This window comes from Sphingomonas sp. PvP055, from assembly GCF_040546365.1.
Lineage (GTDB): Bacteria > Pseudomonadota > Alphaproteobacteria > Sphingomonadales > Sphingomonadaceae > Sphingomonas > Sphingomonas echinoides_A.
Window position 1 is genome coordinate 1,105,117 of record NZ_JBEPNS010000001.1, and the last position, 25,588, is coordinate 1,130,704.

The 25,588-nt window shown below is 66.5% G+C and carries 23 protein-coding genes; 8 read left to right on the top strand and 15 right to left on the bottom strand.

Translation table 11 applies throughout. The features are described 5' to 3' along the window. Position 1: 1 nt before the first annotated feature. From ABIC16_RS05440 to ABIC16_RS05485, 10 genes are all read right to left on the bottom strand, one after another. Positions 2-1,210 (bottom strand): glycosyltransferase family 4 protein, encoded by a 1,209-nt coding sequence (locus ABIC16_RS05440; RefSeq protein WP_354290332.1) that lies wholly within the window; start codon positions 1,208-1,210, stop codon positions 2-4. Further along, positions 1,207-2,037 carry a sugar phosphate isomerase/epimerase family protein gene (locus ABIC16_RS05445; protein ID WP_354290333.1) on the bottom strand — a complete coding sequence of 277 codons (831 nt, stop codon included), beginning with the start codon at positions 2,035-2,037 and terminating at the stop codon, positions 1,207-1,209. Before ABIC16_RS05445 ends, ABIC16_RS05440 begins: the two co-directional genes overlap by 4 nt. Further along, complete coding sequence (locus ABIC16_RS05450) at positions 2,034-3,368, bottom strand: YcaO-like family protein (RefSeq protein WP_354290334.1); 1,335 nt, start codon at positions 3,366-3,368, stop codon at positions 2,034-2,036. The genes ABIC16_RS05445 and ABIC16_RS05450 overlap by 4 nt, the downstream gene beginning before the upstream one ends. A gap of 162 nt (positions 3,369-3,530) precedes the next feature. Then, positions 3,531-4,346 carry an MBL fold metallo-hydrolase gene (locus ABIC16_RS05455; protein WP_354290335.1) on the bottom strand — a complete coding sequence of 272 codons (816 nt, stop codon included), beginning with the start codon at positions 4,344-4,346 and terminating at the stop codon, positions 3,531-3,533. Beyond that, the gene (locus ABIC16_RS05460) at positions 4,337-5,332 is read right to left on the bottom strand and encodes a Gfo/Idh/MocA family protein (protein WP_354290336.1); all 996 of its coding nucleotides are present in this window, start codon (positions 5,330-5,332) and stop codon (positions 4,337-4,339) included. Before ABIC16_RS05460 ends, ABIC16_RS05455 begins: the two co-directional genes overlap by 10 nt. After that, positions 5,332-6,468: a class I SAM-dependent methyltransferase gene (locus ABIC16_RS05465; RefSeq protein WP_354290337.1), complete on the bottom strand. Its 1,137-nt coding sequence runs from the start codon at positions 6,466-6,468 to the stop codon at positions 5,332-5,334. Before ABIC16_RS05465 ends, ABIC16_RS05460 begins: the two co-directional genes overlap by 1 nt. Beyond that, positions 6,468-7,415 (bottom strand): HD domain-containing protein, encoded by a 948-nt coding sequence (locus ABIC16_RS05470; protein ID WP_354290338.1) that lies wholly within the window; start codon positions 7,413-7,415, stop codon positions 6,468-6,470. The genes ABIC16_RS05465 and ABIC16_RS05470 overlap by 1 nt, the downstream gene beginning before the upstream one ends. Continuing rightward, complete coding sequence (locus tag ABIC16_RS05475) at positions 7,412-8,593, bottom strand: inositol-3-phosphate synthase (RefSeq protein ID WP_354290339.1); 1,182 nt, start codon at positions 8,591-8,593, stop codon at positions 7,412-7,414. The genes ABIC16_RS05470 and ABIC16_RS05475 overlap by 4 nt, the downstream gene beginning before the upstream one ends. 107 nt (positions 8,594-8,700) lie before the next feature. After that, a complete protein-coding gene (locus tag ABIC16_RS05480; RefSeq protein ID WP_354290340.1) occupies positions 8,701-9,423 on the bottom strand; it encodes a Crp/Fnr family transcriptional regulator in 723 nt (240 codons plus the stop codon). A 182-nt stretch (positions 9,424-9,605) separates the two neighbouring features. Beyond that, positions 9,606-10,151, bottom strand: coding sequence for a TetR/AcrR family transcriptional regulator (locus ABIC16_RS05485; protein WP_354290341.1), 546 nt, complete (start codon positions 10,149-10,151; stop codon positions 9,606-9,608). Positions 10,152-10,222: 71 nt separating this feature from the next. On the opposite strand from ABIC16_RS05485, the gene ABIC16_RS05490 reads away from it, so the two are divergent. Both ABIC16_RS05490 and ABIC16_RS05495 read left to right on the top strand, forming a co-directional pair. Further along, complete coding sequence (locus ABIC16_RS05490) at positions 10,223-10,912, top strand: DUF1349 domain-containing protein (RefSeq protein WP_354290342.1); 690 nt, start codon at positions 10,223-10,225, stop codon at positions 10,910-10,912. A 23-nt stretch (positions 10,913-10,935) separates the two neighbouring features. Beyond that, positions 10,936-11,463 (top strand): sugar O-acetyltransferase, encoded by a 528-nt coding sequence (locus ABIC16_RS05495; protein ID WP_354290343.1) that lies wholly within the window; start codon positions 10,936-10,938, stop codon positions 11,461-11,463. 107 nt (positions 11,464-11,570) lie between these two features. Here the strand turns inward: ABIC16_RS05495 and ABIC16_RS05500 are convergent, their stop codons facing one another. Next, positions 11,571-12,464 (bottom strand): alpha/beta hydrolase, encoded by an 894-nt coding sequence (locus tag ABIC16_RS05500; protein ID WP_354290344.1) that lies wholly within the window; start codon positions 12,462-12,464, stop codon positions 11,571-11,573. 115 nt (positions 12,465-12,579) lie between these two features. Here ABIC16_RS05500 and ABIC16_RS05505 point away from each other — a divergent pair, with 115 nt between their 5' ends. Both ABIC16_RS05505 and ABIC16_RS05510 read left to right on the top strand, forming a co-directional pair. Beyond that, complete coding sequence (locus ABIC16_RS05505; protein ID WP_354290345.1) at positions 12,580-14,241, top strand: carboxylesterase/lipase family protein; 1,662 nt, start codon at positions 12,580-12,582, stop codon at positions 14,239-14,241. 572 nt (positions 14,242-14,813) lie between these two features. Continuing rightward, complete coding sequence (locus ABIC16_RS05510) at positions 14,814-17,666, top strand: TonB-dependent receptor domain-containing protein (RefSeq protein WP_354290346.1); 2,853 nt, start codon at positions 14,814-14,816, stop codon at positions 17,664-17,666. Between the two features lie 129 nt (positions 17,667-17,795). Here ABIC16_RS05510 and ABIC16_RS05515 read toward each other — a convergent pair whose 3' ends face one another. Further along, the gene (locus tag ABIC16_RS05515) at positions 17,796-18,806 is read right to left on the bottom strand and encodes a cupin domain-containing protein (protein ID WP_354290347.1); all 1,011 of its coding nucleotides are present in this window, start codon (positions 18,804-18,806) and stop codon (positions 17,796-17,798) included. A 131-nt stretch (positions 18,807-18,937) separates the two neighbouring features. Between ABIC16_RS05515 and ABIC16_RS05520 the strand changes: the two genes are divergently transcribed. Further along, positions 18,938-19,429 carry a hypothetical protein gene (locus ABIC16_RS05520; RefSeq protein WP_354290348.1) on the top strand — a complete coding sequence of 164 codons (492 nt, stop codon included), beginning with the start codon at positions 18,938-18,940 and terminating at the stop codon, positions 19,427-19,429. Here ABIC16_RS05520 and ABIC16_RS05525 read toward each other — a convergent pair. Then, a complete protein-coding gene (locus ABIC16_RS05525) occupies positions 19,398-20,714 on the bottom strand; it encodes an MFS transporter (protein WP_354290349.1) in 1,317 nt (438 codons plus the stop codon). The two genes, ABIC16_RS05520 and ABIC16_RS05525, sit on opposite strands and share 32 nt — an antisense overlap. Positions 20,715-20,837: 123 nt before the next feature. Here ABIC16_RS05525 and ABIC16_RS05530 point away from each other — a divergent pair, with 123 nt between their 5' ends. From ABIC16_RS05530 to ABIC16_RS05540, 3 genes are read left to right on the top strand one after another with little or no spacing between them, the layout of a single operon-like run. Further along, positions 20,838-21,737: a cupin domain-containing protein gene (locus ABIC16_RS05530; protein WP_354290350.1), complete on the top strand. Its 900-nt coding sequence runs from the start codon at positions 20,838-20,840 to the stop codon at positions 21,735-21,737. A gap of 26 nt (positions 21,738-21,763) precedes the next feature. Then, positions 21,764-22,192 (top strand): hypothetical protein, encoded by a 429-nt coding sequence (locus ABIC16_RS05535; protein ID WP_354290351.1) that lies wholly within the window; start codon positions 21,764-21,766, stop codon positions 22,190-22,192. Beyond that, positions 22,192-23,190, top strand: coding sequence for an SMP-30/gluconolactonase/LRE family protein (locus ABIC16_RS05540; RefSeq protein WP_354290352.1), 999 nt, complete (start codon positions 22,192-22,194; stop codon positions 23,188-23,190). Before ABIC16_RS05535 ends, ABIC16_RS05540 begins: the two co-directional genes overlap by 1 nt. A 54-nt stretch (positions 23,191-23,244) precedes the next feature. On the opposite strand, the gene ABIC16_RS05545 is transcribed toward ABIC16_RS05540, so the two are convergent. Together ABIC16_RS05545 and ABIC16_RS05550 are read right to left on the bottom strand one after the other, a co-directional pair. Then, a complete protein-coding gene (locus tag ABIC16_RS05545) occupies positions 23,245-23,613 on the bottom strand; it encodes a hypothetical protein (protein WP_354290353.1) in 369 nt (122 codons plus the stop codon). An 8-nt stretch (positions 23,614-23,621) separates the two neighbouring features. Further along, positions 23,622-25,544: an outer membrane protein assembly factor BamB family protein gene (locus ABIC16_RS05550; protein WP_354290354.1), complete on the bottom strand. Its 1,923-nt coding sequence runs from the start codon at positions 25,542-25,544 to the stop codon at positions 23,622-23,624. Between the last annotated feature and the right edge of the window lie 44 nt (positions 25,545-25,588).

Here is a 25,588-nt window from a genome sequence, read left to right on the forward strand (position 1 = left end):
GTCACAGCAGATGCGGCTCGCTGCGGAAGCGGCAAGGCGTCATCGGCAGCGCCGTGTCGAACGCGGTTTGCGGACGATGACGCAGGTCGTGGTAAATTCCTCGGATCTGCCGCCCGACCGCGTCCCAGCTGTACACCCGGCGGCATTCTTCCAGCGCGGCCGTCGCCAGACGCGTGCGCTGGCCCGGATCGGTAACGACCCTGGTCAGCGAGGCCGTCAGCGCCGGTACATCGCCAGGATCGGTCAGAATGCCATTCTCGTCATCACGGATGCAGTCGACCACACCCACGGCATGGCACGAGACGACCGCGAGACCGCACGCCATCGCCTCAAGGATGGTGTTCGAAAACCCCTCGGCATAGGTCGGCGACACGAAGACATCGTGCGCGCGGTAGAGTTCGGGGACTGCGTCATAGTCCGCATAGCCGCTGAACGTCACGCGATCGCCGAGCCCAAGGTCGGTGGCAAGCGCCTGTGCAGGCTCGACGTCGGGGCCGATGCCGGAGATGGTCGCGCGCCAGTCGCCGCGGACCTCCGGTAGCGCCTGGAGGAAGTCGAGCACGCCTTTGCGGCGGTCGACGCGGCCGTGGTAGAGCAGGCGGACCGGCCCTTCGGGCGCGTCCTCGCGTGCCGGGGTGAAATGGGCGGTATCGACGGCCCCCGGAACGATCGTGAACCGGTCGAGCGCGGTGCCGAGCCGGTCGTGGACTTCGCCCGCGAAACTCTTGCCGCCGATCAGCAGCGCCCCTGCATGATCCAGCACGCGCACCATCGCGAGCCGGTGCGTCTCGCAGCATGAGCCGACCCAGTGGCCATCGCCGCCCTGAATCGACACGACGCAGGGCAGGCCGAGGCGGCGGGCAGCGATCATCGTCGCCCAGCCGGTCGGATAGCCATATTGCGCGTGGAGCACGTCGAACGGCGCGCGCGCATGTTCGCGTGCGATGGCGTCGACCAGGGCGTCGATGTCGCGCTCGAAATCGCCGTTATCCTGTTCGCCCAGCGCTTCGAGCCCGATCACGTGCACCCCCGGCACCGCGGGCGGCGGGCCGCCGCCGTAAACAGCCGCACGCGCCGGATCGCCGTAATATTGGCTCACCATCGTCACGTCGTCTCCGCCCGCGACGAGTTGGCGCAGAAGGTTGATCGCGTAGATCGACATGCCGGAGATCGCCGGGAAGAACCGGCGCGAGACAAAGCACACTCTCATGCCGCGATGCTCCGGAGATAGGCGATCGATTCGGGGATCGCGGCGTGTGCCCGTGGGCTTTCGCGCGACAGTTCGACGCAGACCAGCCGGGTGAAGCGGATCGCCTCAAGCGCTGCGAGCACCGCGGGCATGTCCATGTCGCCCTCACCGAAAGGCAGATGCGTATGGTCGCCGCGCCGCATGTCCTCGACCGCGACTGTGCCGATCCGGTCGGCATAGCGCCGGATCGCATCCGCTGGGTCGATGTCCTGCGTGACGAGGCAATGGCCGGTGTCGAGCGCGAGCCTGAGCCGCGGATGGCGTTCGACGAGTGTGTCGTAATCGCCGACCGTTTCGATCAGCATCCCCGGTTCCGGCTCGAAACTCGCGTCGACGCCGACACGCTCGGCATGGTCGAGCACCTGTTCCAGCCCCGCGTCGAGCCACGATCTTGCCTCGGCGGAATCGACGCCCGTCTTTGGAACGCCCGCCCAGAACGACACGGTCTCGCTGCCGAGCCGCGCCGCCACGTCGAGCGCGCGGCACAGGAACGCAACGCGCCGCGCGCGCCCGTCCGCGTCGGGGGTGATCAGCGTCGGTTCGTGCTTCTGGCGCGGATCGAGCAGATAGCGCGCGCCGGTCTCGATCACGCTGCCGAGCGACACCGTGGCGAGCAGCGCGGCGACGCGGTCCGCTTCCTGCTCCCAGCGCGGCGCGAACGGATCGAGGTGATGATGATCGAGCGTGAGCGCGACCCCGGCATAGCCTGAATCCGCGATCAGCCGCAGGGCATCGTCGAGCCGGTGGTTCGCCGCGCCGTTGGTGTTGTAGGCGTAGCGCAGGGTCATGCGGTCCCCCGTTCGCGCGCAAAGGCGACGTGATGCGCCTCGGGCTCGCGGTAAAGCGGGTAGAGTGGGCCGACGAGCGCGTCGGCGGCGGCGGTGTCGAACAGGGGGTGGCCAAGCCGTTCGGCATCCGCCGGAGTCAGGCGAATGCGGCGCAGCGTCTGGCTTTCGTCCGCCCCGAACCGGATCAGCGGCGATTCGAGCGCGAGCAGCTTCTCGGTGTTGCGCGCGCCGATCCGGTAATAGCTCATGGTCTCGACTTCCATGCCGGGGACGATGACCTTAACGACCGAGATCGCGCGGTCGGCGGGCGACATGTCGACATAGAGCACGTCGAACCCCGCCGCCTCGACCGCGGCGCGGGCGGTGGCGGCGCGCGCATGGCCGTCAGGTGCGGGGAGCGTGGGCAAGGCGTCGAAGCGGTGCGATCCGCGTTCGGACAGGACCGACTCGGCGAGCCACCCCCGCAAGGTAGCCGCATCGCGCCCGGTCCAGTCGCGCATCGCGTCGAACGCGCGACTGTCGCTCGATTTCGCGGCACCCCCGGCCTGCGCCATGAACCGCGCGACATAGCCCGCGGGCGCGACCTGCGCGACGAGATCGGCGGGGCCATGCGCGAAGGCCTTGCGCGCGCGGCTGGCAGCGAATTCGGTCAGGCATTTGTCGAGCGCGGCGGTGCGGTCCGAATGACACGCCTCGCCGCAGGCGGTCACCATGATCGGCGCGGCGGGGGGCGTTTGTTGGTCGACCCCGACGCAATAGAGGTTGGGCATCCCGAACTGGTCGGTCGCGAACTTCGGCATCGCGCGGATCCCCGCCGCGTCGAACCGGTCGAGGATCGCACGCGTCGACGGCGCGAGGCTGATGTCGAGATCGAGCATCACCCCGCGGTCGAGCGCGCGGAACAGCAGCCCGTTGCCGTCGCGCTGGAGGATCTCGCACAGCCCGTGCCCGATCGCCCAGTCGAGGTCGGGGCCGGCGCCCATCCCGTTCGAAATGATCGTGGTGAACGGCTGGTAGCCGGGGGTGAGTTCCTTCGACGAATAGGCCGCGAGGTCGATCGGCACGAGCACGCTGGAGCCATCCGCCCAACGCCTGGCCTCCACCCATTCGAGCACCGTCGCATGATCGACCGGCGACCCCGCGGGGAGGCACAGGGTCAGCGGATCGGCGACAGCGCGCGCACCGAGGCTGCGGACCAGCTCGGCATAGCTCCCGCGCGTCTTGGCGCGCGCGCCGAGCGTCAGCGTCGGCCACACCATCTCGGCGATCTCGCCAAGCCCGCCGAGCACCGCCGCCTCGTCGGTCGCGCCATAGCCGACGCCGTACGGCATGATCCCGCGCAAGCGCGGGATCCTCCGGGAACAGCGCGACGACCCACACGGGCAGCCCGAGCCGGTCGAGCGGGTGGATCGGGAAGGCGACGACATCGCCCTTGGGAAACGCGTCTAGATACGCATGCGCGGCAGGGCCGAGATCGGCGGGGAGCCCGGTCCTCACAGCGCGAGCCTCCGCACGCCGGGGGCGCGCGCCAGCCCGTCGTCGAGCGCGGCGAGCGTCACCGCGCGATTGACCTCGGGGGCATATTCGAACGGGGTCAGCACCGCGTCGAAATCGAGCGGGGCGATGGCGTCGCGGTAGCGGCGGAGTTCGGCGTGAGTCAGCGGGATATCCTTGTGAAACGCCTTGTGGCTCGAAATCGCGTGCGAGCGGCCGGCGGGGTCCTGATCGATCTTGAACATGTCGCCGCAGAACAATCGACGTCCCGGCGCATCGTGGAGCGCGGCCTGCCCCTCATAATGCCCGCCGACATGATGCAGCGTGTAGCCCGGCGCGAGTTCGAGCGTGTCGTCGAACGGCATGGTGACGCGGAACGCCTTGGTGAGCTGCAGATCGTCGCGCTGGATCGCGACCACGTCGGGGTCGAACCGGCGCTGAAGCTGGAACAGCGCGCCGTATCCGTGCGCATGGCTCGCCGCGAGAAACGCGATCCCGCCGAGCGCTTCGATCTGCTCGAGCATCGCGTCCGAATAATAGGGTGCTGCCTCGAACGCGATGTTGCCGCCGTCGCGCACGATCAACCAGCCGGTCCCGGCGAGCCCAAGCGCAGGCGTGGTGGTGAACGCCCACAAGCCGGGTGCAACTTCGCGCGCGGCACCGTCATGCGTCGCAGCGACGTCGGCCTCGGGGAGGAAGCGCCAGCCGTCCTCGGGCAGGTCGTTGCGGACATCGGTGCAGACGGGGCAATCGGGCGGCGCGAAATGGCGCTGCCAGAACCCGCAATTGGCGCAGGCGAACCAGCTCAAAGGCATGAACGTGCTTCCTGATAGGCCCGGTCGAACAGCCGCATCAGCGCCAGATCGCGGGGCATCGAAAAATCATGCGGTCCGCCGCGTGCCGCCGCCATGAACGCAGCGGCCTGCGCGGCGAAGGGCGATGTCGCGGTGTCGAAGGCGAGCGGCGTCTGCGCGCCGGTGCTGCCGCATTGCTGCACCAGCGTGCCGCCTGCGGTCTGGCCCATGGTGTCGGTCGCGATCAGCAACCCGCGCTCGCCCAGCACCTCGAGCCGACGGCGCGGCAGGTTCTCCGCGCAATTATAGGCGACGTGGCTTTGGAACAGCACGCCCGACGCCGAGCGGGCGCTCAGCATCCCGCCGTCGTCGACCGCATAGGCGTGAATCCGGCGTTGCAGCGCGATCGCCAGGTCGACCAGCGGTTCGCCCAGCAGTCGCTCGGCGAGATCGAGACCGTGGAGCGCGAGATCGATCACCGCGCCGCCACCCGCACGGACCGGATCGGCGCGCCAATTGTCGTGCGCGCCGCCGTCGGGGGTCCAGTCGGGATCGACCCAGCAGGCGTAGAGGATACGGATCGCCACCGGGCGACCGATCGCATCGTCCGCGACCGCCTCCGCGATCCGGCGATGCGCGGGGTGATGGCGCTGGTCGAATGCAGTGCCGTAGAGCGGGCCGTCTGCGACCGCCGCCGCCATCGCCTCGCCCTGTTCGAGTGACGCGGCGATCGGTTTCTCGCACAGCATCGGAATCCCCGCCGCCGCACAGGCGCGGACGGGGGCGAGATGCGCATCGTTGGGGGTCGCGATATAGATGAGGTCGCACAGGCCCGATGCGAGCATCGCCTCGGTCGTCTCGAACGCGGCGATCCCTGCCGCCGCGGCGCGGGTGCGCGATGCGGGCGAGGGGTCGGCGATTGCGGTCACGACCCCGCCCGCCGCGGCGATCCCCGGCGCCATATAGTCGCGCGCGACCCAGCCGTAGCCGACAATGCCCCACCGCATCACCAACGCTCCGGCAAATCGACCAGGCGGCGCAGGCGGACGTCGTTCGCCGCGAACGGACGCGCGTCCGTGGCCATCGCCCAGTAGCATCCTCCGCCATATTCGGCGTGATAGCGCGGGGACGGCCAGTGCACCGCGCCATCCGCATCGATCAGCGGGTTGCGGCGCAGCGTCGCCTCCGCCGGGGGCAGGGCAAGGCCCTTCACGACGGGGCGGGGGGCACCGGCTCCCTCCACCAGCGACCATGCCTCGACCGATGGATCCTCCGTCCAGCCGCTCGGAGTCGGCGTTGCGCAGGTCATCAGTGCGTCGAGTAGCACGCGTTCGTCATAGACACGCGCATCCGGAAACAGCGCCGCCCACCCTGCAGCGGACAGCGCGGGGCCCATCGCCCCCGCCGCGTGGCCGGCATTGTGGAGATGGCTGATCGCGAGCATTCCGCCCCCCGTCCGCGCGGCGCGCAGGCGTGCGGCGACTCGTGGCTGATCGGGGAGGAAGTAAAAGGCGTCGTGACACATCACCAGATCGAACCGCGCGTCCGCGATCGGCCACGGCGCGGCGGCATCGAACACGACGTACCGAGCATCGGGCGCGACCCAGTTCTTGGCCAGCCAGCACTTGGCGAACACCACGTCCGCGCCGAGGCACTCTGTCCCGCGACGCGTCAGCTCGCGCAGGTAATGGCCAATCCCGCACGCCAGTTCGAATGCGCTCCCCGGGGCGGAGCCGTGCGTTTCAAGCAAAGCCAGCCCGGCGAGATAGGTCGGGTCGCTCCAGCGATAGGCGAAATAGTCCGCCACCGGGCCGAGCCGCAGCAGCGCCATCGCCTCGCGCAGCGACAGCGTGTCGCGTTCGCGGACGAGCCGTTTGAGTTCGGTCAGGTCGGTCGCGGGGCCGGTCCACCACGCATCCTGATCGGTCAGCAACGCAACCAGCGCGTCATCGGGGCAGCCCGCATCTAGATGATCGAGCGCGACCGCCGCCAGCCCTTCGCTGTCGACCCGGAGATAAGGGATGCCGTCGACCACCGGCCAACGCTCGCCCGGTGCGGCGAGCGAATGCGGCGTGTCATGCGCAAGCGCGCGCCCCGTAACGGGCGACACCAGCGGCATATCGGGAAACACCAATGCGGGCATCAGGCGAGCCCGGCGTCGGCGAGAATGCGGTCGTGGAACGCCTTGACCGGGCCGTCATGGACCAGCCCGTATTCGTCGAGCACGATTTCCATGGTCAGTCGTGCGGCGCGCAGATGCTGCTCGATCTCGAGGACGCGGTCGAGCACGTCGGCGACGTGGAACGCGCGTGCCTCTGGCGTAACGTCTCCCCCGATCGGTATGAGCGCCGCCGTCACCACCGTCGCCAGGTCAGGCGCGGTCGCCGTGAGTTCATCGAGGCACGCTTGACGCGCGGTCGCGATCGCGGTGTCGAGCCGGTCGCCGAGCAGCATCTCGCCCGAATAGCCGCTGTCGGGCATGTCGGCATTGTGGAAGTGGTGCGCCATGCCCGCGAGGAACACCGCGACCGGGTCCGCGCCGTGCCACGGGCTGGCGAGCACGCCGTACACCGCGACCATCAGGCAGTGTTCGGCGTGGTTCTCCGCCGGCTGCAACAGAATGCGGGGTTGCCCCGGGCAAGTGACGCCCGCCCGCGGTTGGCGCGCGAGCTTGCCGACGAAGCTTGGTACCGTGCCCGGGGCGGGTCGCCCTTGCGCGAGCGCCGCGCGCAGCCGCTGCGCGAGCGCTGGATCGAGGTTGCCGGTCACTTCGTCGAACGCGCGTTCGAGCACGGTCACCGTATCGTCGCCAAGCCCGAGCGCGGCCAGCGTCGCCAGATCGAGATCCCCCAGCCGCGCCGATACCAACGCCGCGCTCACGACTTGCGCCATTACCGCGGCGGGGGGATCGCCGCGCAGCAGCGCCGCCCAGCCGAGCCCGAACAGCCGCTCCGCGATCGAGCCAGGCGCCTGCGCCGAGAAGACGCGCTTGAGGTCGCCCAGCTCGCGCAGGAACGGCAGCGCGGCGGGGGTCAGCCCGGCGGAGGGCACGAGGGCCTCCGCCGCGCCGGACAAGGGCGTTTGGCTCACGCGGTCTTGCCGTCGAGCCAGTGATCGAGGATCGCCTGCTGCTCGGGGACCGCATGGACCGGCTTGCGGCCGCCGCTCGTCTGCGGCAGCTTGAAGAACAGCCCCATCTGGTCCTGCACGCCGCCTTCGCCGCGCTGTTGCGCGAGGTCGAGGCACCGCGCGATTTCGATCGCGAGCGGCGCGGCGAGGATCGAGTCCTTGCACAGGAAGTTGAGCTTCAGCTGCATCTTCTGGCCCATGAAGCCGGTCAGATCGATGTTGTCCCACGCTTCCTTGTCATCGCCGCGCGGGCGATAATAATGGATCATGATGATGTGATCCTCGACCGGATAGCCGAGGATGTCGTTGAGCACGCTCCCCTTGGTGCCGAGCTTCGACGCCAGCGACTTGGGATCGTCGAGCGCCAAGCCGTCCGAATTGCCGAGGATGTTGGTCGAGAACCAGCCGTCGACGTGGAGCGCCCGGTCGCGTAGCGCGGGCGCGATCACCGTCTTCATGAAGGTCTGGCCGGTCTTGCCGTCCTTGCCTGCGACAGGAACGTTGCGCTCCTCCGCGAACTCCGCGAGCGGCGCGATGTCGGCGGCGACCGACGGCGTGAAATTAGCGTAGGGCGTGCCCGAGTCGATCGCAGCATAAGCGTAGAGCATCGCCGGACTGATCGCGGCGTCATCCTCGTCGAGCCCGCGCTCGAACGCCTCGCGCGATTGCAGCGCGGCGTCGTCCGCATGCGGGACGCGCTCGGTCGAGGCGAGATTGACGACGACGACCCGGTCGAGCCCCTTTTCCGCGCAGAAGCGCCGCAAATCGGACTGGATCTGCTGGATGGCGGCGCGGTGACCGCTCTCGAGCTTGTTGGTACCGTCGATATTGGCGCAATAGCCGGTGCTGCCCGCCGCCTTCCACGGGCGCATGGTGTTGAGCGCGGCGGCGCCGTCAGCCAGTTCCTTGTCGCCGATCACGCCGTGCCGCAGGGCGCACGCGCCGAGCGAGTCCTCGGTCAGATCCCATCCGCCGAATTCCAGATCGCGGTAGGCGACCATGCCGGCCACGTCGCGGTCGGCGAGGGGAAGCCCGTTGAGGCTGTTCGACCCTGCCTTGATCATTTCGATACCCGCGATCGCGGTGGTGGCGACCGCGCCACCCACGCCTACGATCGCCACGCCAAGCCGTTCTGCCATGTCTCAATCCCTACTGCGGCCCGCTATGGGCCAACGGGATCGTTAACCAGCTGGTAGGGATGGACTTCGTAGAATCGGGCGCGCGACGCGAAAAAGCGTTTCGGCCGTTACATATGTTCCTGCACGCGGGTTTCGGAGTGATCCATGTCACCGCGCGCACCGACCGGGGGCAACCAGTCGGTCGCGACTTCGCCGTGGCGATCATGGAAGTCGACGAGTTCGGCGAGCCGGTCGACATCGTTGATGCGAATGACGCGCGCGTTGCGTTCGACCAGCCCGGTTTCCTCGAGCGCCTTGAGCGAGCGGCTGACATGCGTCTTGGTCAGCCCCACCGCGTCGCCGAGATCCTGCTGGGTCAACGGGAGTTCGAACGTCGATCCCGCATGGCCATCGACGATGCGCAACCGCGAACGGATGTCGAGCAGCAGCGTGGCGATGCGCGTGAATCCGTCGGTTCGCCCGACCGACGTCAGCCGGTCCGCCATCGCGACTTGCTCCGATGCCGCCACCGCGAACAGCAATGCCCCGAGCCGCGGATGATCCCGGAACAGCCGCCCGAATGCGGCCTTGGGCATTTCGTAGAGCGTGGTGTCGCTGACCGCGCGGAGCGTCGCGGCGCTATATCCCCAGGCGATCGAGAAGGTCGCGGTTATGTCGCCGACGAAGTAGAACCGAAGGATCTGTCGCCCGCCGTCCTTGAGCTTGACCGATCCGTGCAGCCAGCCGCTTGCCACGATATACAGACTGTCGCAGCTCTCGCCTTCGTGGACGACGACGTCGCCCGGAGCGAAAGGAGCGTTCGCGACGTTCGAGCCAGCGCAGCGCGTCACGCTCCGAAAAGGTCAGCGCCAGGTGCTTCGACAGGCGCGCTTCGAGAGGACTTTCAAGCATCGGGCGTTTTCTTACGGGCTGGTAAGCGACGTCCGTATCTTGCATTTGCAATCAGCGAAAGGGCCCAACGCTCTTGGGTGTCCGCTAAGACCCTGCGTTAGCGCCCTCGTTTTCAAAGGTATCATCCGGCAATCCGCTCGACGATGATCGTGATCGCTTCGCGATCGAGAGGCGCAGGGTCGATCGAATTGTGGATGCCGATCCCCTCGATCAGCGCATCGAGCGCGCGTGCGGTGAGCGGGTCGAAGAAGCGGCCCAGAGCGGCACGGCTGCTGTCCATCCAACGTTGCATGACCGCGCCGACCGGTGGGTGCCGGGCTGCAAAGGCGTATAATTCGTAGCTCAACAGCAGCGTGCGCGGTTCCGCCCAAATCTGGTTCGCGATGATGTCGATGACGGCCGTACACGCCGTGGCGCGGTCCGTCGCAGCCGCGATGCGCGCGCGGAAGGCCGCTGAGGATTCCTCAGCGAGTTGCAGGAAGGCCGCGGTGAGCAGATCCTCCAACGTCGCGAAATAATAAGTGACCGAACCGAGCGGCACCTGCGCCGCCTCCGCGATGCGGCGATGGGTCGTCGCCGCGGTCCCGAGATCGGCGATGACCGCAAGCGTCGCATCGATGATGCGCTGCCGGCGTGCCGGATCGTTGGGCCGGGTCTGCTGGTTCATCGCCTCTTTACCCCGTTTTCGACATGTGTACATATGTACATAACATCGAGGGTGATTGGAAGGGAGCGGCTATGACCGAGGATCGAGTGAGCAGGCGAGCGGTAATCGGGGGTGCTGCTGCACTTGCGGTCGCGGGCAATGCTGGCGGCGCGGCGGCGCAGGACTCGGCAACCTTGGCGCTCGGACGCCGTGATGGCCATTGGCTGAATGCACCCAAGTCGTGGAAGGTCGCAGCCAGTGGCGACCTGACCCTCGTTACCGACAAGGGCAGCGATTTCTGGCGCGAGACGCATTACGGCTTCACGCGGGACAGCGGTCATTTTCTCGGTTTCGCCGCGCCTGCCGCCTTCACCGCCCAACTGCGCATTCGCGGGCAGTATCAAAAGCTCTATGATCAGGCTGGCATCATGGTTCGGGTCGACGAGCGACGCTGGGTCAAGGCGGGGATCGAATTGTCCGACGGGCGCGCGATGTTGAGCAGCGTGCTGACCGATGGAAAGTCCGACTGGGCAACCGGCCCCTACGAGCATGACGCACAGGATTTCTGGATGCGTGCGACGGTTGCCAAGGGTGTCCTGCGGTTGCAGGTTTCGGCGGACGGCAAGACCTGGCCGCTGGTTAGACTAGCGCCCTTTCCGATCGCCTCCGCCTATCAGGTCGGACCGATGGCGTGCACGCCCGAACGGGCCGGACTGGAGGTGCGCTTTTCCGACCTGAGCATCACCGCGCCGTTGGGCAAAGACCTCCACGACCTGAGTTGATCGCGATGACGCAAAAGGAACGGATGTTGGCGGGTGAGCTTTACGTCGCCGACGACCCGGAACTCGTTGCGGACGCGGCGCGTGCTGCTGAATGGCTCGACCGCTACAACCGGTCATCGACAGCGACGCCGGCTGACCGCCATGCGTTGTTGACAGAAGGGCTTGGTCACGCGGGTCTGGGTGCGACGATCCGACCGCCGTTCCACTGCGACTATGGCTATAACCTTCATCTGGGGGAGGGCGTGTTCCTGAATTTCGGGTGCACGGTGCTCGACGTAGTGGCAGTGCGGATCGGTGCAGGCACGCAGATCGGTCCGGGGGTGCAGATCCTCACCGCCGATCATCCGCGCGATCCGGATCAGCGTGGCCAGATGCTCGAGTTCGGTCGGCCGGTCGTCATCGGCCGGAACGTCTGGATCGGCGGTGCGGCACTGATCCTGCCTGGCATCACCGTTGATGATAATGCGATCATCGGCGCAGGCAGTGTCGTGACGCGGGATGTTCCCGCTGGCGCGACCGTCGCGGGCAACCCGGCGCGCGTCCTGAAATAGGGGCCGATCACGCATACACGTCCGTTCGCGCACCGAGATGGTGGCCATACGGGTCTAGGAATGTCCGCAAATCGGCCCGTGCCGGCGTAGGCGAACATCGGCCTATCTCAGAAGTGTTTGCGTTCCAGCGTCAGCCGCGGATCGGTGCAGAGGCCGCATGCGGGGCCAGTAAACCGCGCTTCGGCGGCCTTTGTCCCTTTCAGCTTCCAATCGAGCCATGCCGTCACGACTTCGGCACCGACGCCGCCATGCGGTTGCATATAGGTGCCGCCATGACCGACCGGGATGTTCACCATTGCCGCGGGAATGGTCTCCAGTCGCCGGTAGTCGTCGGTGCCGTTGGGATAGGCAATGTCGGTCGGGCCACCCAGGATATAGAGGACCGAGCCGTGCAGCGTCTTGAGCAGCGCCTTGTCGGATACCACCCCGCTCAAAGGGTTCGTCCCCGCGGCGAAAAAGCCGCTGTTCATGATGACCGACGTCGTAACGCGCGGGTCCTGCGCGGCGTTCAGCGCCTGCAGGCCGCCGCAACTCCAGCCCGACACGGCGATCCTGTCGGTCGCGATCCGGCCCTCGAACGGGCTGCCGGCGCGGCGGTTCTCGCGCTGCGCCCAGTCGATCGCGTCGGTGAGCAGGCGCGTTTCGGTCGCGGTCGTCAGCTTCGCACCGGGCTTCGGCGGGGCAGGGGCCGCCGGTGGGGCGGCGCGCGGGATCGTACCCGAGGCGATGACCAGATATCCGTGCGACGCGATCTCGAGCAGGTGGTTGCGCGAACTGGTGCCGTCGGCGCTGCATCCGCCATTGCCGAACACATAGATAGGCAGCTTGTCCGAACGCGCCGGTGCAAGATCGCTGGGGCGATAGACGACGTGGTTCGGAAGATCGGCTCGCGCTTCGAAGATCGCGGGATAGGGGCCGCTGCCGTGTTCTGCTTCCTGGCTATGGACGATCGAACCGATCGTTACGGCTGCAAGCGCAAGCAAAAGAGGCACGACACGCATACGATATTCTCCCCCATCTTTCGCGCATCTTGTATGACTATTGACGCGGTGGATAGCGGCTTTTACGCTTCGCTCGATACACGCCCGAAACGAGGCGGCGATAGGGGAACAGGATATGGCCGGACCGCTCATCGACCGTAGGCGTGCATTGATTGCCTCGATGGCGGCAGGCGCCGGCCTGGCCCTGCCTGCGGCGCAGGCGCAAAGCATCGGCACCGCGTCGCGCAAACCCGGGCGGGACGGCACGACGCCGCGCAGCGCGATGGCCAAAACGCGATATGGCCCCGTGCGCGGCTATGTCGCTGGCGACGTTTTCACCTTCAAGGGCATTCCGTACGGGCAGGACACCGGCGGCGAAAACCGCTGGTTGCCCGCCAAGCCGCCGCAGCCGTGGACCGAGCCGTACAACGCGCTCGCCTATGGCGCGAACAGCCCGCAGACGCCGCATAATTTCCGCGCGGTCGAGCATACGTTCCTGCAGCAATGGGACGACGGTTTCCAGGGCGAGGACATGCTCAAGCTGAACGTCTGGACGCCGTCGCTCAGCGGCCATCGCCCGGTGATGGTGTATTTCCATGGCGGCGGCTTCGCCTTCGGATCGTCGTATGAGTTGGCCTCGCACGACGGTGCGCAGATGGCACGGCATCACGACGTGGTGCAGGTGTCGATCAACCATCGGCTCAACGTGCTGGGGTTCCTCGACCTTACCGAGGTGGGTGGGTCGGCCTATGAAGAATCGGTCAATGTCAGCATGACCGATTGCATCGCGGCGTTGCGCTGGGTGCAGGAAAACATCGCCGCATTCGGCGGGGACCCCGACACAGTGATGATCTATGGCCAGTCGGGCGGCGGGTCGAAGGTCACCACGCTGCTCGGCATGCAATCCGGCAAGGGGCTGATCCACCGGGCCGCGGCGCAATCGGGGGGCGGCGGCGCGTTGCCGACGGCGGAGCAGTCCCGCGAATATTCACGGCGGCTGGTCAAGCATCTCGGCATCGCGCGAAACGACATCGCGGCGCTCCAGAAAATGGCGTGGGCCGACCTTTCTGCCGCAAGCGGCACCGTGGCCGGTGAAATCAACGGGCCGATGGTGCGTGGCCTGGGCGGGCCGCCGGCAACGCCGCGCGTGGGCGGCGGGCCGACGCTCGACGGCAAGGTGATCGACGTCCGATCGTTCGCCGATGTCGCGCCCGAGGTGTCGCGCACCGTGCCGATGCTGATCGGCAATACCAGTGAAGAGGGGATGCGCTGGGGATCGAACCCGAGCGAGGTCGAGTGGCGCAAGGACCTGACCGGGCAGCTCGGCGCAGGCAAGGCCGATGCGCTGATCGCCTCGATGCGGAAGGCGCACCCGGAAAAGGCGGTTCGCACATTGTCCTACGGCGTGCAAAGCATCGCCTATCGCAATCGGGTGCAGGATATGGTGCGGCTCAAACACGCGCAGGGCGGCGCACCGGTCTATCAATATCTGTTCCAGTGGCAGTCGCCGCAGCTCGATGGGGTGGCGGGCGCGTGGCATACTGCCGACCTCGCCTTTTGCTTCGACAATACCGCGCGGTGTGAACAGGGCACGGGCAATACCCCCGAGGCGCAGCGACTGGCGCGCACCATGGCCGGGGCGTGGGCGACCTTCGCGCGAACGGGCAACCCCAGCCAGCCGGGGCTGACCTGGAGCCCCAGCGACCCGGTCCGTTGCCAGACGATGGTGTTCGACAACCATTGCCGAATGGTCGACGATCCCGAAGGCGAGTCACGTCGGATCTTGCTGCGCGCTTGACGACCAGGCCCCGGTTTTCCGGGAGCCTGAAACGCTCGTTCGATTGATCATCATAACCGCACAGATGCTGGCAGGCACCAAGCAGGCGTAGCGCGCGGCCGCTTCTGTATCGATCGAGACCGGCCGGTTGCGTGCGCGCTTGGGCGGACTTTCCGTCCGCTACGCCGCCGCTGCGCACAGCTTCACCTATTGCGTCAGGCGTATCGAGGGTTCGGTCAGATCGCCACTTAGATGGGTCGGCGTAATATCGTGGCGCCGATTGACCATTTCACGAACATTAACATTCATAAAACAAAATCGCAGAATGCCAAAAAAATAATTGCACTTAAAAATCCTATACGATACGATAAGAGTAATAAAAAAAGGGGAGTAGGATGGCTAGATCGCGTTTGCGCAGCATTGCTGCGTCAGGTACCGCTTTGTCTATTGCGCTGTTGCTTACGGAAACTGCCTTTGCGCAGTCCGTTCCGCCAGTACCCACCGCCTCCCCGGGGAGCGCCGAACCCGCTGACCAGGCCGAAGAGGACCGCCCTGCGGTACCCACGCCGGTTGCCGGCGATCCCGATATCATCGTGACCGGGACGGCCATTCGCGGCGTTGCGCCGATCGGGTCCAATCTCGTTTCGGTGGGTGCCCAGACGATCGAGAAGACCGCTCCGGTCAACCTGTCGCAACTGGTCAACACCGTTCCGTCGATCAGCACCGCGGGTTCGCTTGCCCAAGGCGAGAACGGGTTCTCTTATTATTCTCCGCAGATCCACAGTCTCGCCGGCTCGTCGTCGAACACGACGCTCGTCATCGTCGATGGCTTGCGACTCCCGGGCGGCGGGACACAGTTTAGTCAGACCGATCCCAACATCATCCCGGTCAGCGCGATCCAGCGAGTCGAGGTTCTCGCCGACGGCGCATCGTCTGTGTACGGGTCGGACGCGGTTGCAGGCGTGGTCAACTTCATCACGCGGCGAACGTTCGACGGGTTCGAGTCCAACGTTCAGTACGGCTTCGCCAAAGACTATCACAACGCCACGGGCAATTTCATCTGGGGCAAGACCTGGACGTCCGGCGGCGTCTATGTCGCGGGGTCGATCGTAGAGCAGAACACGCTGTACAATCGGGACCGGCCTTTCACCAGTCTCGGTGACTATCGCCCGATCGGCGGGACCAACACGAACAGCTTCCAGTGCAACCCGGCGACGATCCAGGTCACAAGTGTTTCCTCGGGTGCGGTGCCTTCCGGTGTCTACCTTTCGCCCGACGGCACATCCACCGTCGCGAACACGCAGGCGAATTCGCCCTGCAACAACTCGGTCTATGGTGTTCTGGTCCCTGGCCAGGGGCGAGGCAACGTCCTCGTTAAAGTCGTCAACGACTTTTCGGACAAGCTGAGTGTGCAGTACATGCTCAACTACAACCGGCAGAAGACGCATTCACCGTTCGGCCCCGGCGGGATCACCGCTGCCACGGCGTTTGGCCCGGGCGGAACCACGATTCCCGGACAGGTCAACCCGTTCTTCCGCGCACCGGCCGGATCGCCCAATGCCACGCGCGAGGTCATCAACTACCTCGCGGTCACGCCCGACGGTCAATACGGCGAGAGCGAGTCGCAGAGCGACGTGATCTATTCGACCGCGGTGTTCGACTATAAAATCACCGACAACTGGACGGTGACGCTGAGCGATGCGTTCGGGTGGAACCGCTCGGCGCTCAATACGGTCAACGGCTTCTGCGGCGCCTGCGCGTTGCTTGCGCTCAATGGCACGGCGCAGTCGTCGGGCAGCACGACCGCGACGAATATCGCCGGGCAGAACGTCATCGCGCTCAACCTGCCGCTGACGACGGCCAACGCGCTCGACGTATGGAACCCGGTCGGTTCGAACCGCACGTCTGCGACCGTGTTGCGCAACCTCTACCGCGCGAACAGCGAGAATACGAACTACAATACGTTCAACCAGATCCGGCTCGGCGTACAAGGGGGATTGTTTGATCTGCCCGCCGGCCAGCTCAAGGTTGCGCTCGGCGGCGAATATCTGTGGCAGGAGCAAACGCAGAAGATTTCGGGATCGAACAACACCGGCCCGACCACTACCGGGTCCAACTTCCGCGTCTACAACTACGGACGGAAGATCAAGTCGGTCTATACCGAAGTCTACATCCCGGTGATTTCGCCGGAGATGGAAATCCCGCTGCTCTACAAAGTCGATCTGAGCGCGGCGGTGCGGTACGATAGCTTCAGCGACGTCGGCGACACGACCAATCCTAAATTTGCGGCGAATTGGGAAATCGTCAAAGGCCTCAAGATCCGTGGCAATTGGTCGAAGGCATTCGTCGCCCCGCCGATCGGTGTGATCGGCGATCCCAGCCAAGGCTATCTGTACGCCTCTGGCAGCATCGGGACCAACGGCGTGATCAGCGTGCCGACCGCAAGCTATCCGGCGGTGGTCAACATCCCCGGTGCGGTCGCGGCGAATACCAGCAACGCCTGCACAACTGCTGTTGCCGTTTGCCAGATCGGACAAGGCAATTCGGGGCTGCGGCGTCAGCTCGGAGGCGGGTTCACCAACGAAGTGCCGCAGCGCGGCCGGAGCTGGTCGGTCGGGGTCGATTTCGCGCCGCAATTCTTGCCCGGATTTGTTGCGGCGGGGACCTATTTCCACAACACGTTCATCGGCGGCGTATCCTCGCCGAGCCCGACCGCGATCGTCAATTCGGCGGGCTTGCGCAACCTGCTGACGCTGTGCCCGGCGAGCTGCACCCAGGCGCAGATCGACACCTTCGCCAATATCGCCAACGGGGCGACGATCTCGGGCGCAGTGCCGCCTGCGGTCTATTATCTGATCGACCAGAGTTCGCGCAACGCGCTCAACCTGACGGTCGAGGGGATCGATGCGCAGTTCAGCTACCACACGCCGAAGTCCGGGCTGGGGCAGTTCACGATCGGAACCGCCCTAACCTATTTCACCAAGTTCAAGCAGAACTTCGGGGGCGGCAGCGAGTTCAGCATTCTCAACACCTCGGGCTACAACACGACTTTCCCGTCGGTGCAGTTCAAGAACCGCGCGCAATTGGGCTGGACGTTGAGCGGGTTCTCGACCGACCTGTTCTGGAACCACATCGGGGGGTATCGCAACTTCAGCTCCACCTCAGTCCTGCCGATCACGGTCGATGCGGCTGGCAACCCGAATGGCGGCGGCGATCCGGTCAAGGACGGGAATACGTTCGACCTCCACGTCCAATATGAGTTCGGCGGCGAAAGCTTCGCGCGCGGATGGCAGGTGTTCGTCGACGTGCAGAACCTGTTCGACACCAACCCGCCTTTCTACAACGGCAACACGGGCGGCATCCTCGGCGGGGCGGCGGGCTATAACGGCTTCGTTTCCAACCCGCTCGGACGGCTGACGCAGCTCGGATTGCGCGTGAAGTTCTAATCTTCGCGCTACCGTGCGCCGCCCCGGATATCCCAGTCCGGGGCGGCGCTTTTGTTTGACCAGACCGTTCCGCCGCCGGTCGCGCCGGGCTTCACCATCGCGGGAAGCCAGCCGCTCGCCGAATAGCCGCTACTGCCGCCCGCCAGATTCGACGGTGTAGCCGTGCATTCCCGACGCATAGGGGTTGACCGCGACGCGCGTTCCCATCTGGCCGACGGGACCGCCGAAGCTCGCGCGGTGCCAGCGGCCCTGTGCCGCGCTGATCACGTCGCCGGCGGAGGCGGTGAAGACGGGGATGCCTTCGACCTGCAGATCGACATTGCCTTCCATCACGAACCAGAATTCGTCGTAGCCGACATGATAATGGCCGAGGTTGGACGCGGGCGGCGTCACCGTCGCGCGGCCGCGGATGTTGTTCACGAACAGATGCTGCGCTGCGATGAACGCGCCCGGACGGGCGCCGCCGCCGACTACGTCGGTGTAATAATCGAGGTACGGCTTGTTCGCCGCGTCATACCCGCCGGGGCCACCCGTCGCGAGGCGCTGCTCATAGACGAAGCCATCGACTGCCTTGGGTTTGGTCGTGGTCGTTTCGACCGGGTAGAGCGGCATGTCGCTGGCGGCATGGATCTCGAAATACAGCAACGGTTCGCTGCCGGTCGCCGCGAGCGTGAAGGGGACGCGGAACGGAATGTCGAGCTCGAACCCCTTGCGCGCGGTGAACGGCGCCTGCCCGTCGATGCTGACCGTCGCGGTGCCGCTCCACACGATGATCGCGGTACGATTGTCGGAATAGGCGACCGCCTGCGTCCTCTCGCCCGCGGCGATCTGGTGCCAGTCGGCGACGATGTCCTTGTTGCGGATGATCGGCTGCGACCAGCGCTTCTCGTTCTTGTGGAGCGCGAGCACGTCGGCGAGTTTCCACCACGGTTTGTTGGGTGCGACATAGGCGGAGTAGGGCGTCTTCTTGGGCGCCCAGACGCGCATCGGCGGCGGCGGGGTGAAGCGCGCGCGCGGGGTGGCTTCGGACGGCGCGGGTGCGGATGCGGGGGGCGGCGCGGCCTGCATCGCAGCCGCCGTCGCCGGAAGCAGCGCGGCGAACAGCAGCGGACACGCGGCTTGCATCGGATGGATCTTCATGGCTCAATCTCCCCGTCGCGCCGAAGTGATCGGTCGCTTATCATATATGATATGATGCTATTCTGCTCTACAAAGCAACCGGCAACACCCGTCGTCGTTGCGACCTTAAGCCTTATTCCGGGGAAGTCGGTATGATCGTGTCCGTCCTGTTGGGTTTCCTTGCGACCACCGCGCAAAGTTCTGCGCCACCGGCGCAGGCATGCCGGACGATTGCCGACTCGGCTGCGCGGCTCGCCTGTTACGATGCACAGGAACGCGCAGAACCGAGTGCGCGTCCGGCAGCGCCGTTGGCGACCGCGCCCGCCGCCGTACCCAACGCAGCGCCGCTCGTGGCGATCCCACCCGCACCGGTTCCTGTCGCCGCGCTTCCCGCCAGCACGTCGAGCGCAGACATCATCCGCGATGCACCGACCGGCCGGATCGCGACCGTCACGCGGCAGCGCTATGGCCTGTACCGGCTGACGCTCGACGACGGGCGGACGTTCGACACTGCGACCGACCGCGCCGCGCCGCCCGCCGCGGGGACTGCGGTGCGGCTTCGGCGCAGCGTGATCGGCACGACTTTCCTCGACGCGCCCGGTCAGTCGCCGATCACGGTAAGGCTGGTGCGGACACCGCGCTGAGCATCGGCTCGGGCGCGGGCTCGATCAGGCGGCGCGGGTCGACGAAGGCCCAGGCGATCGTGCCGACGAGCACGATCGTCGCGCCCATGCCGAACGCCGCGACCCAGCCATATTCCGCCGCGATCCACGGCGTCAGCGTCGAGGTGATCGCACCGCCGACCTGGCAGCCAACGTTCATCACCCCCGAGACGACCCCGGTGTGCCGCCCCGCGATATCCGCGGTGACCGACCAGAAGGCGCTCTGCGAGAGGTAGATCGCCCCGCCCCCGAGCGCGAGCGTCATCACCGCGAGCGGGACGTTGTCGACGCGCGATCCGATCAGCAGGAACACGCCGGTCAGCACGAACGACACCATCGCGAGACCCGACCGCCCCCAGTACAGCCCGAACCGCCGCGAGATCATGTCGTTGAGCACGCCGCCGATCAGGCACCCCGCGGTCATCGCGAGGAACGGCGCCATCCCGAGCAGCGCGCTCGACTTGAGGTCGAGCCCGCGCGCTTCCGCCAGGTAGATGAAAAACCACGAGAAGAAGATCCAGATGACATAGCCGAACGCGAAATAGCTGAGGAACAGCCCCCACATGTTGCGGCTCGACAGGATCGCTCGCCAAGGGATCGCGACGGTGTCCTCGGGCGGTCGCGTAAGCCCCGCCTCGATGTGCGCGAGCTCGGCGGCGTTGACCGAGGCGTGATCCTGCGGCCGGTCGCGCGCGATCGTGTACCAGATCAGTGCCGCGACGATGCCGATCGCGGCGCAGACATAGAAGGAGGCGCGCCAGCCCGACCCGGCGATGATTGCGGTGATCAGCGGCGGGGTCAGCCCCGATCCGGCGCCGACTCCGGCGAAGATCAGGCCGTTCGCCTTGCCGCGCTCCTGCGCCGGAATCCAGCGCGACACGAACTGGTTGCCCGCGGGATAGACCGCCGCTTCGCCAATCCCGAGCCCGAAGCGGACGAGCGCGAGGAACAGGATCGCATGCTGCCCCTGCGGCGGGACGAGCGCGGTCAGGATGCTGAACACGCCCCACCACAGCAACGCGAACGTCAGCAGCTTGCGCGGGCCGAGCCGGGCGGCAAGCCATCCGGCGGGCACCTGGAATGCGGCGTAGCCGATCAGGAACGCGCTGAAGACATAGCCCAGCCGGATCTTGTCGATGCCATATTCCGCGCGCATCTGGACGCCCGCGACCGAAATGTTGGTCCGGTCGAGAAACGCGATCGCGCTGATCACGAACAGCATGAAAACGAGCTGGATTCGAATCGTCGAGCGAACGGTGCTGCCCATCAAACGCCTCCCCTGCTTGCGGTAAGCCCGCATAATATCCTATAGGATTTATGGTGTAGGCATACTATAGCGCTGCGTAAAGACCGGTCAGACACCGGCGGACAGGATTGGGGAGGGTTGGCGATGCGCATCTCACGCTGGGGCTGGACGATCGCGACGGTGCTTATCGGCACGATCGGGACCGCCGCGTTTGCGGGTCCGGTGGCGGACAAGGTCGGCCACACCGATCCCGCCAAGTTCCGCAAGCTGACCGCAGTCCATTCCGGCGCGGGGGGCATGGCGTTCGCGCCGCTGCTCGGCACCGACGCGCTGAGCACCAACCTGATCTTCATCCACCGCGGCGAAATCGCGCCCAGGAGCGGGATCGGGCAGCATTTCCACAACCAGTGCGAGGAGATGTTCGTCATCCTCGACGGCGACGCGCAGTTCACGATCGACGGGCGTACGTCGACGCTCGCCGGTCCGGCGGCGGTGCCCGACCGGATGGGGCATGCGCACGCCATCTACAATGCGGGCGACCGCCCGCTGCAATGGCTCAACGTCAATGTCGGGATGACCAAGCGCTACGACACGTTCGACCTCGGCGATTCACGCGTCGGCGCGGCGATCGATCCGGTGCCGCAGTTCATCAGCATGCGGCTCGACCGCGCTTTGTTGCGCCCGATGCAGGCGATGGACGGCGGGCAGGGCGCGGTGCTGTATCGCCGCGCGCTGCAGCCGAGCGTGTTTGCGACACCGTGGAGCTTTGTCGATCACCTGCTGGTTCCGCCCGGCGCCTCGGTCGGCAGCGCGACGAAGGCCGGGATGAGCGAAGTCTATTATGTCGTCGGCGGCGAAGGCGAGATGACGATCGCCGGGGAAGCCGTTCCCGTCCGCACCGGCGACGCGGTCCCGGTCGACGTCGATCAGCCGCGCGCGATCCGCCAGCGTGGCGCCGCGCCGCTCGAGTTCATGGTGATCGGAATCGCGCGCGATCAGGCCGCCAAGGCTGCCTACGCCGCCGCGACCACGCCGCGCCGCTAACCTCCATATTTACGAAGGGAAGAGACATGCACCGCAGGACTTTGCTCAAACTGCTCGGCGCGACCGGCGCCAGCGCGACGATCCCGGCGATCGCTGTCGCGCAATCGCCGCGTGCCGCCGCTGGCGGTAAGGCGATCGTGCTCTATTGCGACCTTGCGATCGATCCGGCGCGCGAGAAGGAAATGCTTGCTGCGTTCCACACCCGCTTCCGCCCGGCGGCGGAAAGCTTTCGCGGACGCGGCTTTCTCGATCTCAAGATGCTCAAGCTGCGCACCGTCATTCAGGGCGGTCCGGCGCCCGCAGCGGGGATCAACTATCGCTTCCAGCTCACCTATCAGAGCGAGGCGCAGCGCCAGGTCTGGGTCAAGTCGGCGATCCACCAGCAGGTCTGGCCGCTGATCGAGGATACGGTGCTCAACAAGGACTATCTCGTCCTGCTGACCGACGCGGTATGATGCGCGTGTCGATTTTCGCGCGGCGCACCGTGGCTGTGCTGGCGCTGACCGTCGCGGTCGGTGCGACCGCGCAGACCAATGCGCCGCAGGTCGAGCGGGTCGATCCCGCACTCGACGCGCTGATCGCGCCGACTGCTGAGGTCGAGCGCGTCGCGACTGGCTTCACCTTCACCGAAGGCCCGCTCTGGCATAAGGGGCGACTGTGGTTCTCGGATGTCGCGGGGGACCGGATGCGCGCGGTCGACGCGGCGGGCAAGGTCGAGCAGTTGATCGCCAATGCCGGCGGCCTGCCCAATCCCCCGCCGGGCAAGAACATCGGGCCGAACGGCATGACGCCCGACAAGGACGGCAGCGTGCTGATGGCGCAGATGGGCGCACGGCGGATCGCGCGGGTCGATTCCGCGATGCGCGTGACCGGCGTGGTCGATCGTTATCGCGGCAAGCGGCTCAACAGCCCCAACGACCTCGTCTTCGCGCGCGACGGGGCTTTGTGGTTCACCGATCCGCCGTTCGGGCTGTTCAATGGCATGAACAAGGATCCCGCGAAGGAGCTGCCGTATAACGCAGTGTGGCGCTACGCCGGCGGCACGCTGACGCCCGTCATTAACGATCTTGCACTGCCCAACGGGATCGCCTTTTCGCCTGATGGGGCGACGCTCTACGTCAGCGATTATGCGGTCAACACGATCTACGCCTATCCCGTCGCGGCGGGCGGCAAGCTTGGCGCGCGGCGCACCGTGATCGCCATGCCCGACGGCGGAGAGGGTGGCGCGGACGGCATGAAGGTCGATACGCGCGGTAATCTGTGGGCGACCGGGCCGGGCGGGATCCGGATCATCACCCCGCAGGGCAAGGTGCTCGGCCAGATCCGGCTGCCTGAAGTCGCGGCGAACCTTGCGTTCGCCGGGGATGGTCGGACGCTGTACATTACCGCCTCGACGAGCGTTTATCGGTTGCGCACCAAGGTCGCGGGCGTGCTGCCGCGCTATGCGCGGTAGCGGTTGATACGGATGCGCTGACCTGGTCGTGCCGGGACGACGGATGTGAAGCCGTCAGGGTGTGCTGGTTCCCGCCGGTGCCGCGCCGGCGGTTTCAACCGGCGCGTTGTTGGTCGCCAGATAGTCGGTCACCACCGCCTGTTCCTCTGGCGTCAGCTCGGCACCGCGGTCGACCATCGATTGCATGACCGCCTCCCAGTTCGCGCGCGTCTTGCGCACCCCGGTCGCCTGCGTTGTCGCGTGGCAGAACCCGCAGCGCTCGTTGATCAGCACCAGCCCCGGGCCGGGGGGCAAGGCGGGCGGCGGGGCGGTCGGCGGGGCGGTTGGGGGCGCGGGCGGCGCCTGAACCGCCCAAGCGGCAGGCAGCACCGCCGCTAAGAAGGCGACGACCGCCCCCGAAAGAAGCACTTTGCCGAACGCCATCGTACACCTCATGGAAGCGAATAAGCGACGACCGCGTCGCTCGTCGCCGGTTGGAATGCGAACCCGCCGGTCGCGACGACCGCGACCATTTGCTTGCCGCCGCGCGGGCGGTAGGTCATCGGCGTGCTGTAGCTCGAGGCGGGCAGCGTCGTCGTCCACAGCGGCTTGCCGGTGCGCGTCTCGAACGCGCGGAACATCGCGTCGCGCGTCCCGCCGATGAAGGTTACGCCGCTCGCCGTCGTGATCGGCCCGCCCGCGCTGAGCACGCCGACATCCTTGAGCGCGGGATCGGCATTGCTGCCGAGCGTCGTCCGCCACGCGACCTCGCCGGTCGCGACCGACACCGCGACGAGCTCGCCCGCCTTGCCCTTGTGGCACGGGATTCCGCTCTCGGGATCGCTGAAATAGGCATAGCCGCGCTTCATTCCCCAACTGCCGTCGGGCTGCTGCGCGAGCTGTTGCGGGCTCGCGAGCTGGTTGAGGTTGATGACGTACAGCCCGGTTGAAGGATCGAACGACCCGCCGCCCCAATCACTCCCGCCGAGGCTTCCGGGGAAGAAGTTGACCGACGAGTCCGCGCGCAGCGGCTGGAACATCTTGCTGGGGACGATCGTCAGATCCTTGACCATCTTCTCGCACGCCGCGCGCAGTGCAGGCGGTCCGTCAACGATCTCGTCCGCGTTCCAGCTCAGCCGCGTCAGCGGCGCGGGCTTGGCGGGCATCGGCTGCGTCGGCCACGGCTGTTCGCCGGGAACGTCGGTATCGGTCGGCACCGGGACTTCGCGCACGTCGAACACCGGTTTGCCGGTGACGCGGTCAAGGATGAACATGATCGACATCTTGTTCATCACCACGATCGCCGGGATCGTCCGCCCGCCACGCTTGATGTCGACCAGCGTCGCGACTGGCACGTCGACATCCCAGATGTCGTGATGCACCGTCTGGAAATGCCAGAGATACTTGCCCGTCTTGGCGTCCACCGCGACGATCGAATTGCCGTATAGGTTCTTGCCCTTGCGGTCCCCGCCCCAGCGATCGAATGTCGGCGCGCCGAGCGGGAGATAGGCGATGCCGCGCTTGTCGTCGACGACGACGAAGGTCCAGGCATTGACCCCTGAACGCCCCTTCCAGCTCTCGCCGTCCCACGTTCCGAAATTGGCTTCGCCCGGCTGCGGGATCGAATGGAAGGTCCAGACGAGCTTGCCGGTGGCGGCATCCCAGGCGCGCACGTCGCCTGCCGCGCCCTTGGTCGGCATTTCTTGGACGCGCGATCCGGTGATGATGAGGTTGCGATAGATCGCAGGCGGCCCGCTCATACCGAGCGGCGCGCGCGTGCCGTTCATCACCTCGGGGGTTTTCATGGTGATCGCGCCCTCGGTGCCGAAGCCCACGGCCGGTTTCCCGGTCTTGGCGTCGAGCGCGTACAGTTTGCCCGCGCGTCCGCCGAACACGACGCGCGGCGCGATGCCCTTGCTCCCCGGCCAATAGGCGACGCCGCGAGTCGACGGCTGGTCGTTGGCCGGGAGCGGGAACACCCACAGTTCCTTGCCCGTCGCCGCATCCAGCGCGACGACGCGACGATACGGGGTCGCGAGATACATCACGCTATCGACCACCACCGGCGTCGCTTCGGACGCGGAGAAGCCGGTGCGAAACTTCTGCGGTACGCCGTCGGGCATCGGGATCGTCTCGCCCGTCGTTCCTGCGGGGCGCATGTGATACGTCCACGCAGGTTGCAGCTGCGCGACGTTCGCCGGGGTGATCTCGGTCAGCGGGGAATTGCGCGCATGCCCCTCGTCGCGTCCGTAGCTTGCCCAGTCGGTTGCGCTCTTCCCGCCCCCGCTTTGCCCGATCGCTGCGGCTAGTGGCAACGCCAGCAGTGTCGCGGCAATGCCGACACGGGATGATCGTCGCACGGTCCGGTGGTTCAAGGCAATCTCTCCTATCATGCGCGTCCACCAGCAATTTTGGCAGC

Excerpts from the sequence above, each read along its gene's own strand:
- ABIC16_RS05440 (WP_354290332.1), bottom strand. The coding sequence starts at position 1,210 with ATGAGAGTGTGCTTTGTCTCGCGCCGGTTCTTCCCGGCGATCTCCGGC.
- ABIC16_RS05445 (WP_354290333.1), bottom strand. The coding sequence starts at position 2,037 with ATGACCCTGCGCTACGCCTACAACACCAACGGCGCGGCGAACCACCGG.
- ABIC16_RS05450 (WP_354290334.1), bottom strand. The coding sequence starts at position 3,368 with ATGCCGTACGGCGTCGGCTATGGCGCGACCGACGAGGCGGCGGTGCTC.
- ABIC16_RS05455 (WP_354290335.1), bottom strand. The coding sequence starts at position 4,346 with ATGCCTTTGAGCTGGTTCGCCTGCGCCAATTGCGGGTTCTGGCAGCGC.
- ABIC16_RS05460 (WP_354290336.1), bottom strand. The coding sequence starts at position 5,332 with ATGCGGTGGGGCATTGTCGGCTACGGCTGGGTCGCGCGCGACTATATG.
- ABIC16_RS05465 (WP_354290337.1), bottom strand. The coding sequence starts at position 6,468 with ATGCCCGCATTGGTGTTTCCCGATATGCCGCTGGTGTCGCCCGTTACG.
- ABIC16_RS05475 (WP_354290339.1), bottom strand. The coding sequence starts at position 8,593 with ATGGCAGAACGGCTTGGCGTGGCGATCGTAGGCGTGGGTGGCGCGGTC.
- ABIC16_RS05485 (WP_354290341.1), bottom strand. The coding sequence starts at position 10,151 with ATGAACCAGCAGACCCGGCCCAACGATCCGGCACGCCGGCAGCGCATC.
- ABIC16_RS05490 (WP_354290342.1), top strand. The coding sequence starts at position 10,223 with ATGACCGAGGATCGAGTGAGCAGGCGAGCGGTAATCGGGGGTGCTGCT.
- ABIC16_RS05495 (WP_354290343.1), top strand. The coding sequence starts at position 10,936 with ATGTTGGCGGGTGAGCTTTACGTCGCCGACGACCCGGAACTCGTTGCG.
- ABIC16_RS05500 (WP_354290344.1), bottom strand. The coding sequence starts at position 12,464 with ATGCGTGTCGTGCCTCTTTTGCTTGCGCTTGCAGCCGTAACGATCGGT.
- ABIC16_RS05505 (WP_354290345.1), top strand. The coding sequence starts at position 12,580 with ATGGCCGGACCGCTCATCGACCGTAGGCGTGCATTGATTGCCTCGATG.
- ABIC16_RS05515 (WP_354290347.1), bottom strand. The coding sequence starts at position 18,806 with ATGAAGATCCATCCGATGCAAGCCGCGTGTCCGCTGCTGTTCGCCGCG.
- ABIC16_RS05520 (WP_354290348.1), top strand. The coding sequence starts at position 18,938 with ATGATCGTGTCCGTCCTGTTGGGTTTCCTTGCGACCACCGCGCAAAGT.
- ABIC16_RS05525 (WP_354290349.1), bottom strand. The coding sequence starts at position 20,714 with ATGGGCAGCACCGTTCGCTCGACGATTCGAATCCAGCTCGTTTTCATG.
- ABIC16_RS05530 (WP_354290350.1), top strand. The coding sequence starts at position 20,838 with ATGCGCATCTCACGCTGGGGCTGGACGATCGCGACGGTGCTTATCGGC.
- ABIC16_RS05535 (WP_354290351.1), top strand. The coding sequence starts at position 21,764 with ATGCACCGCAGGACTTTGCTCAAACTGCTCGGCGCGACCGGCGCCAGC.
- ABIC16_RS05540 (WP_354290352.1), top strand. The coding sequence starts at position 22,192 with ATGCGCGTGTCGATTTTCGCGCGGCGCACCGTGGCTGTGCTGGCGCTG.
- ABIC16_RS05545 (WP_354290353.1), bottom strand. The coding sequence starts at position 23,613 with ATGGCGTTCGGCAAAGTGCTTCTTTCGGGGGCGGTCGTCGCCTTCTTA.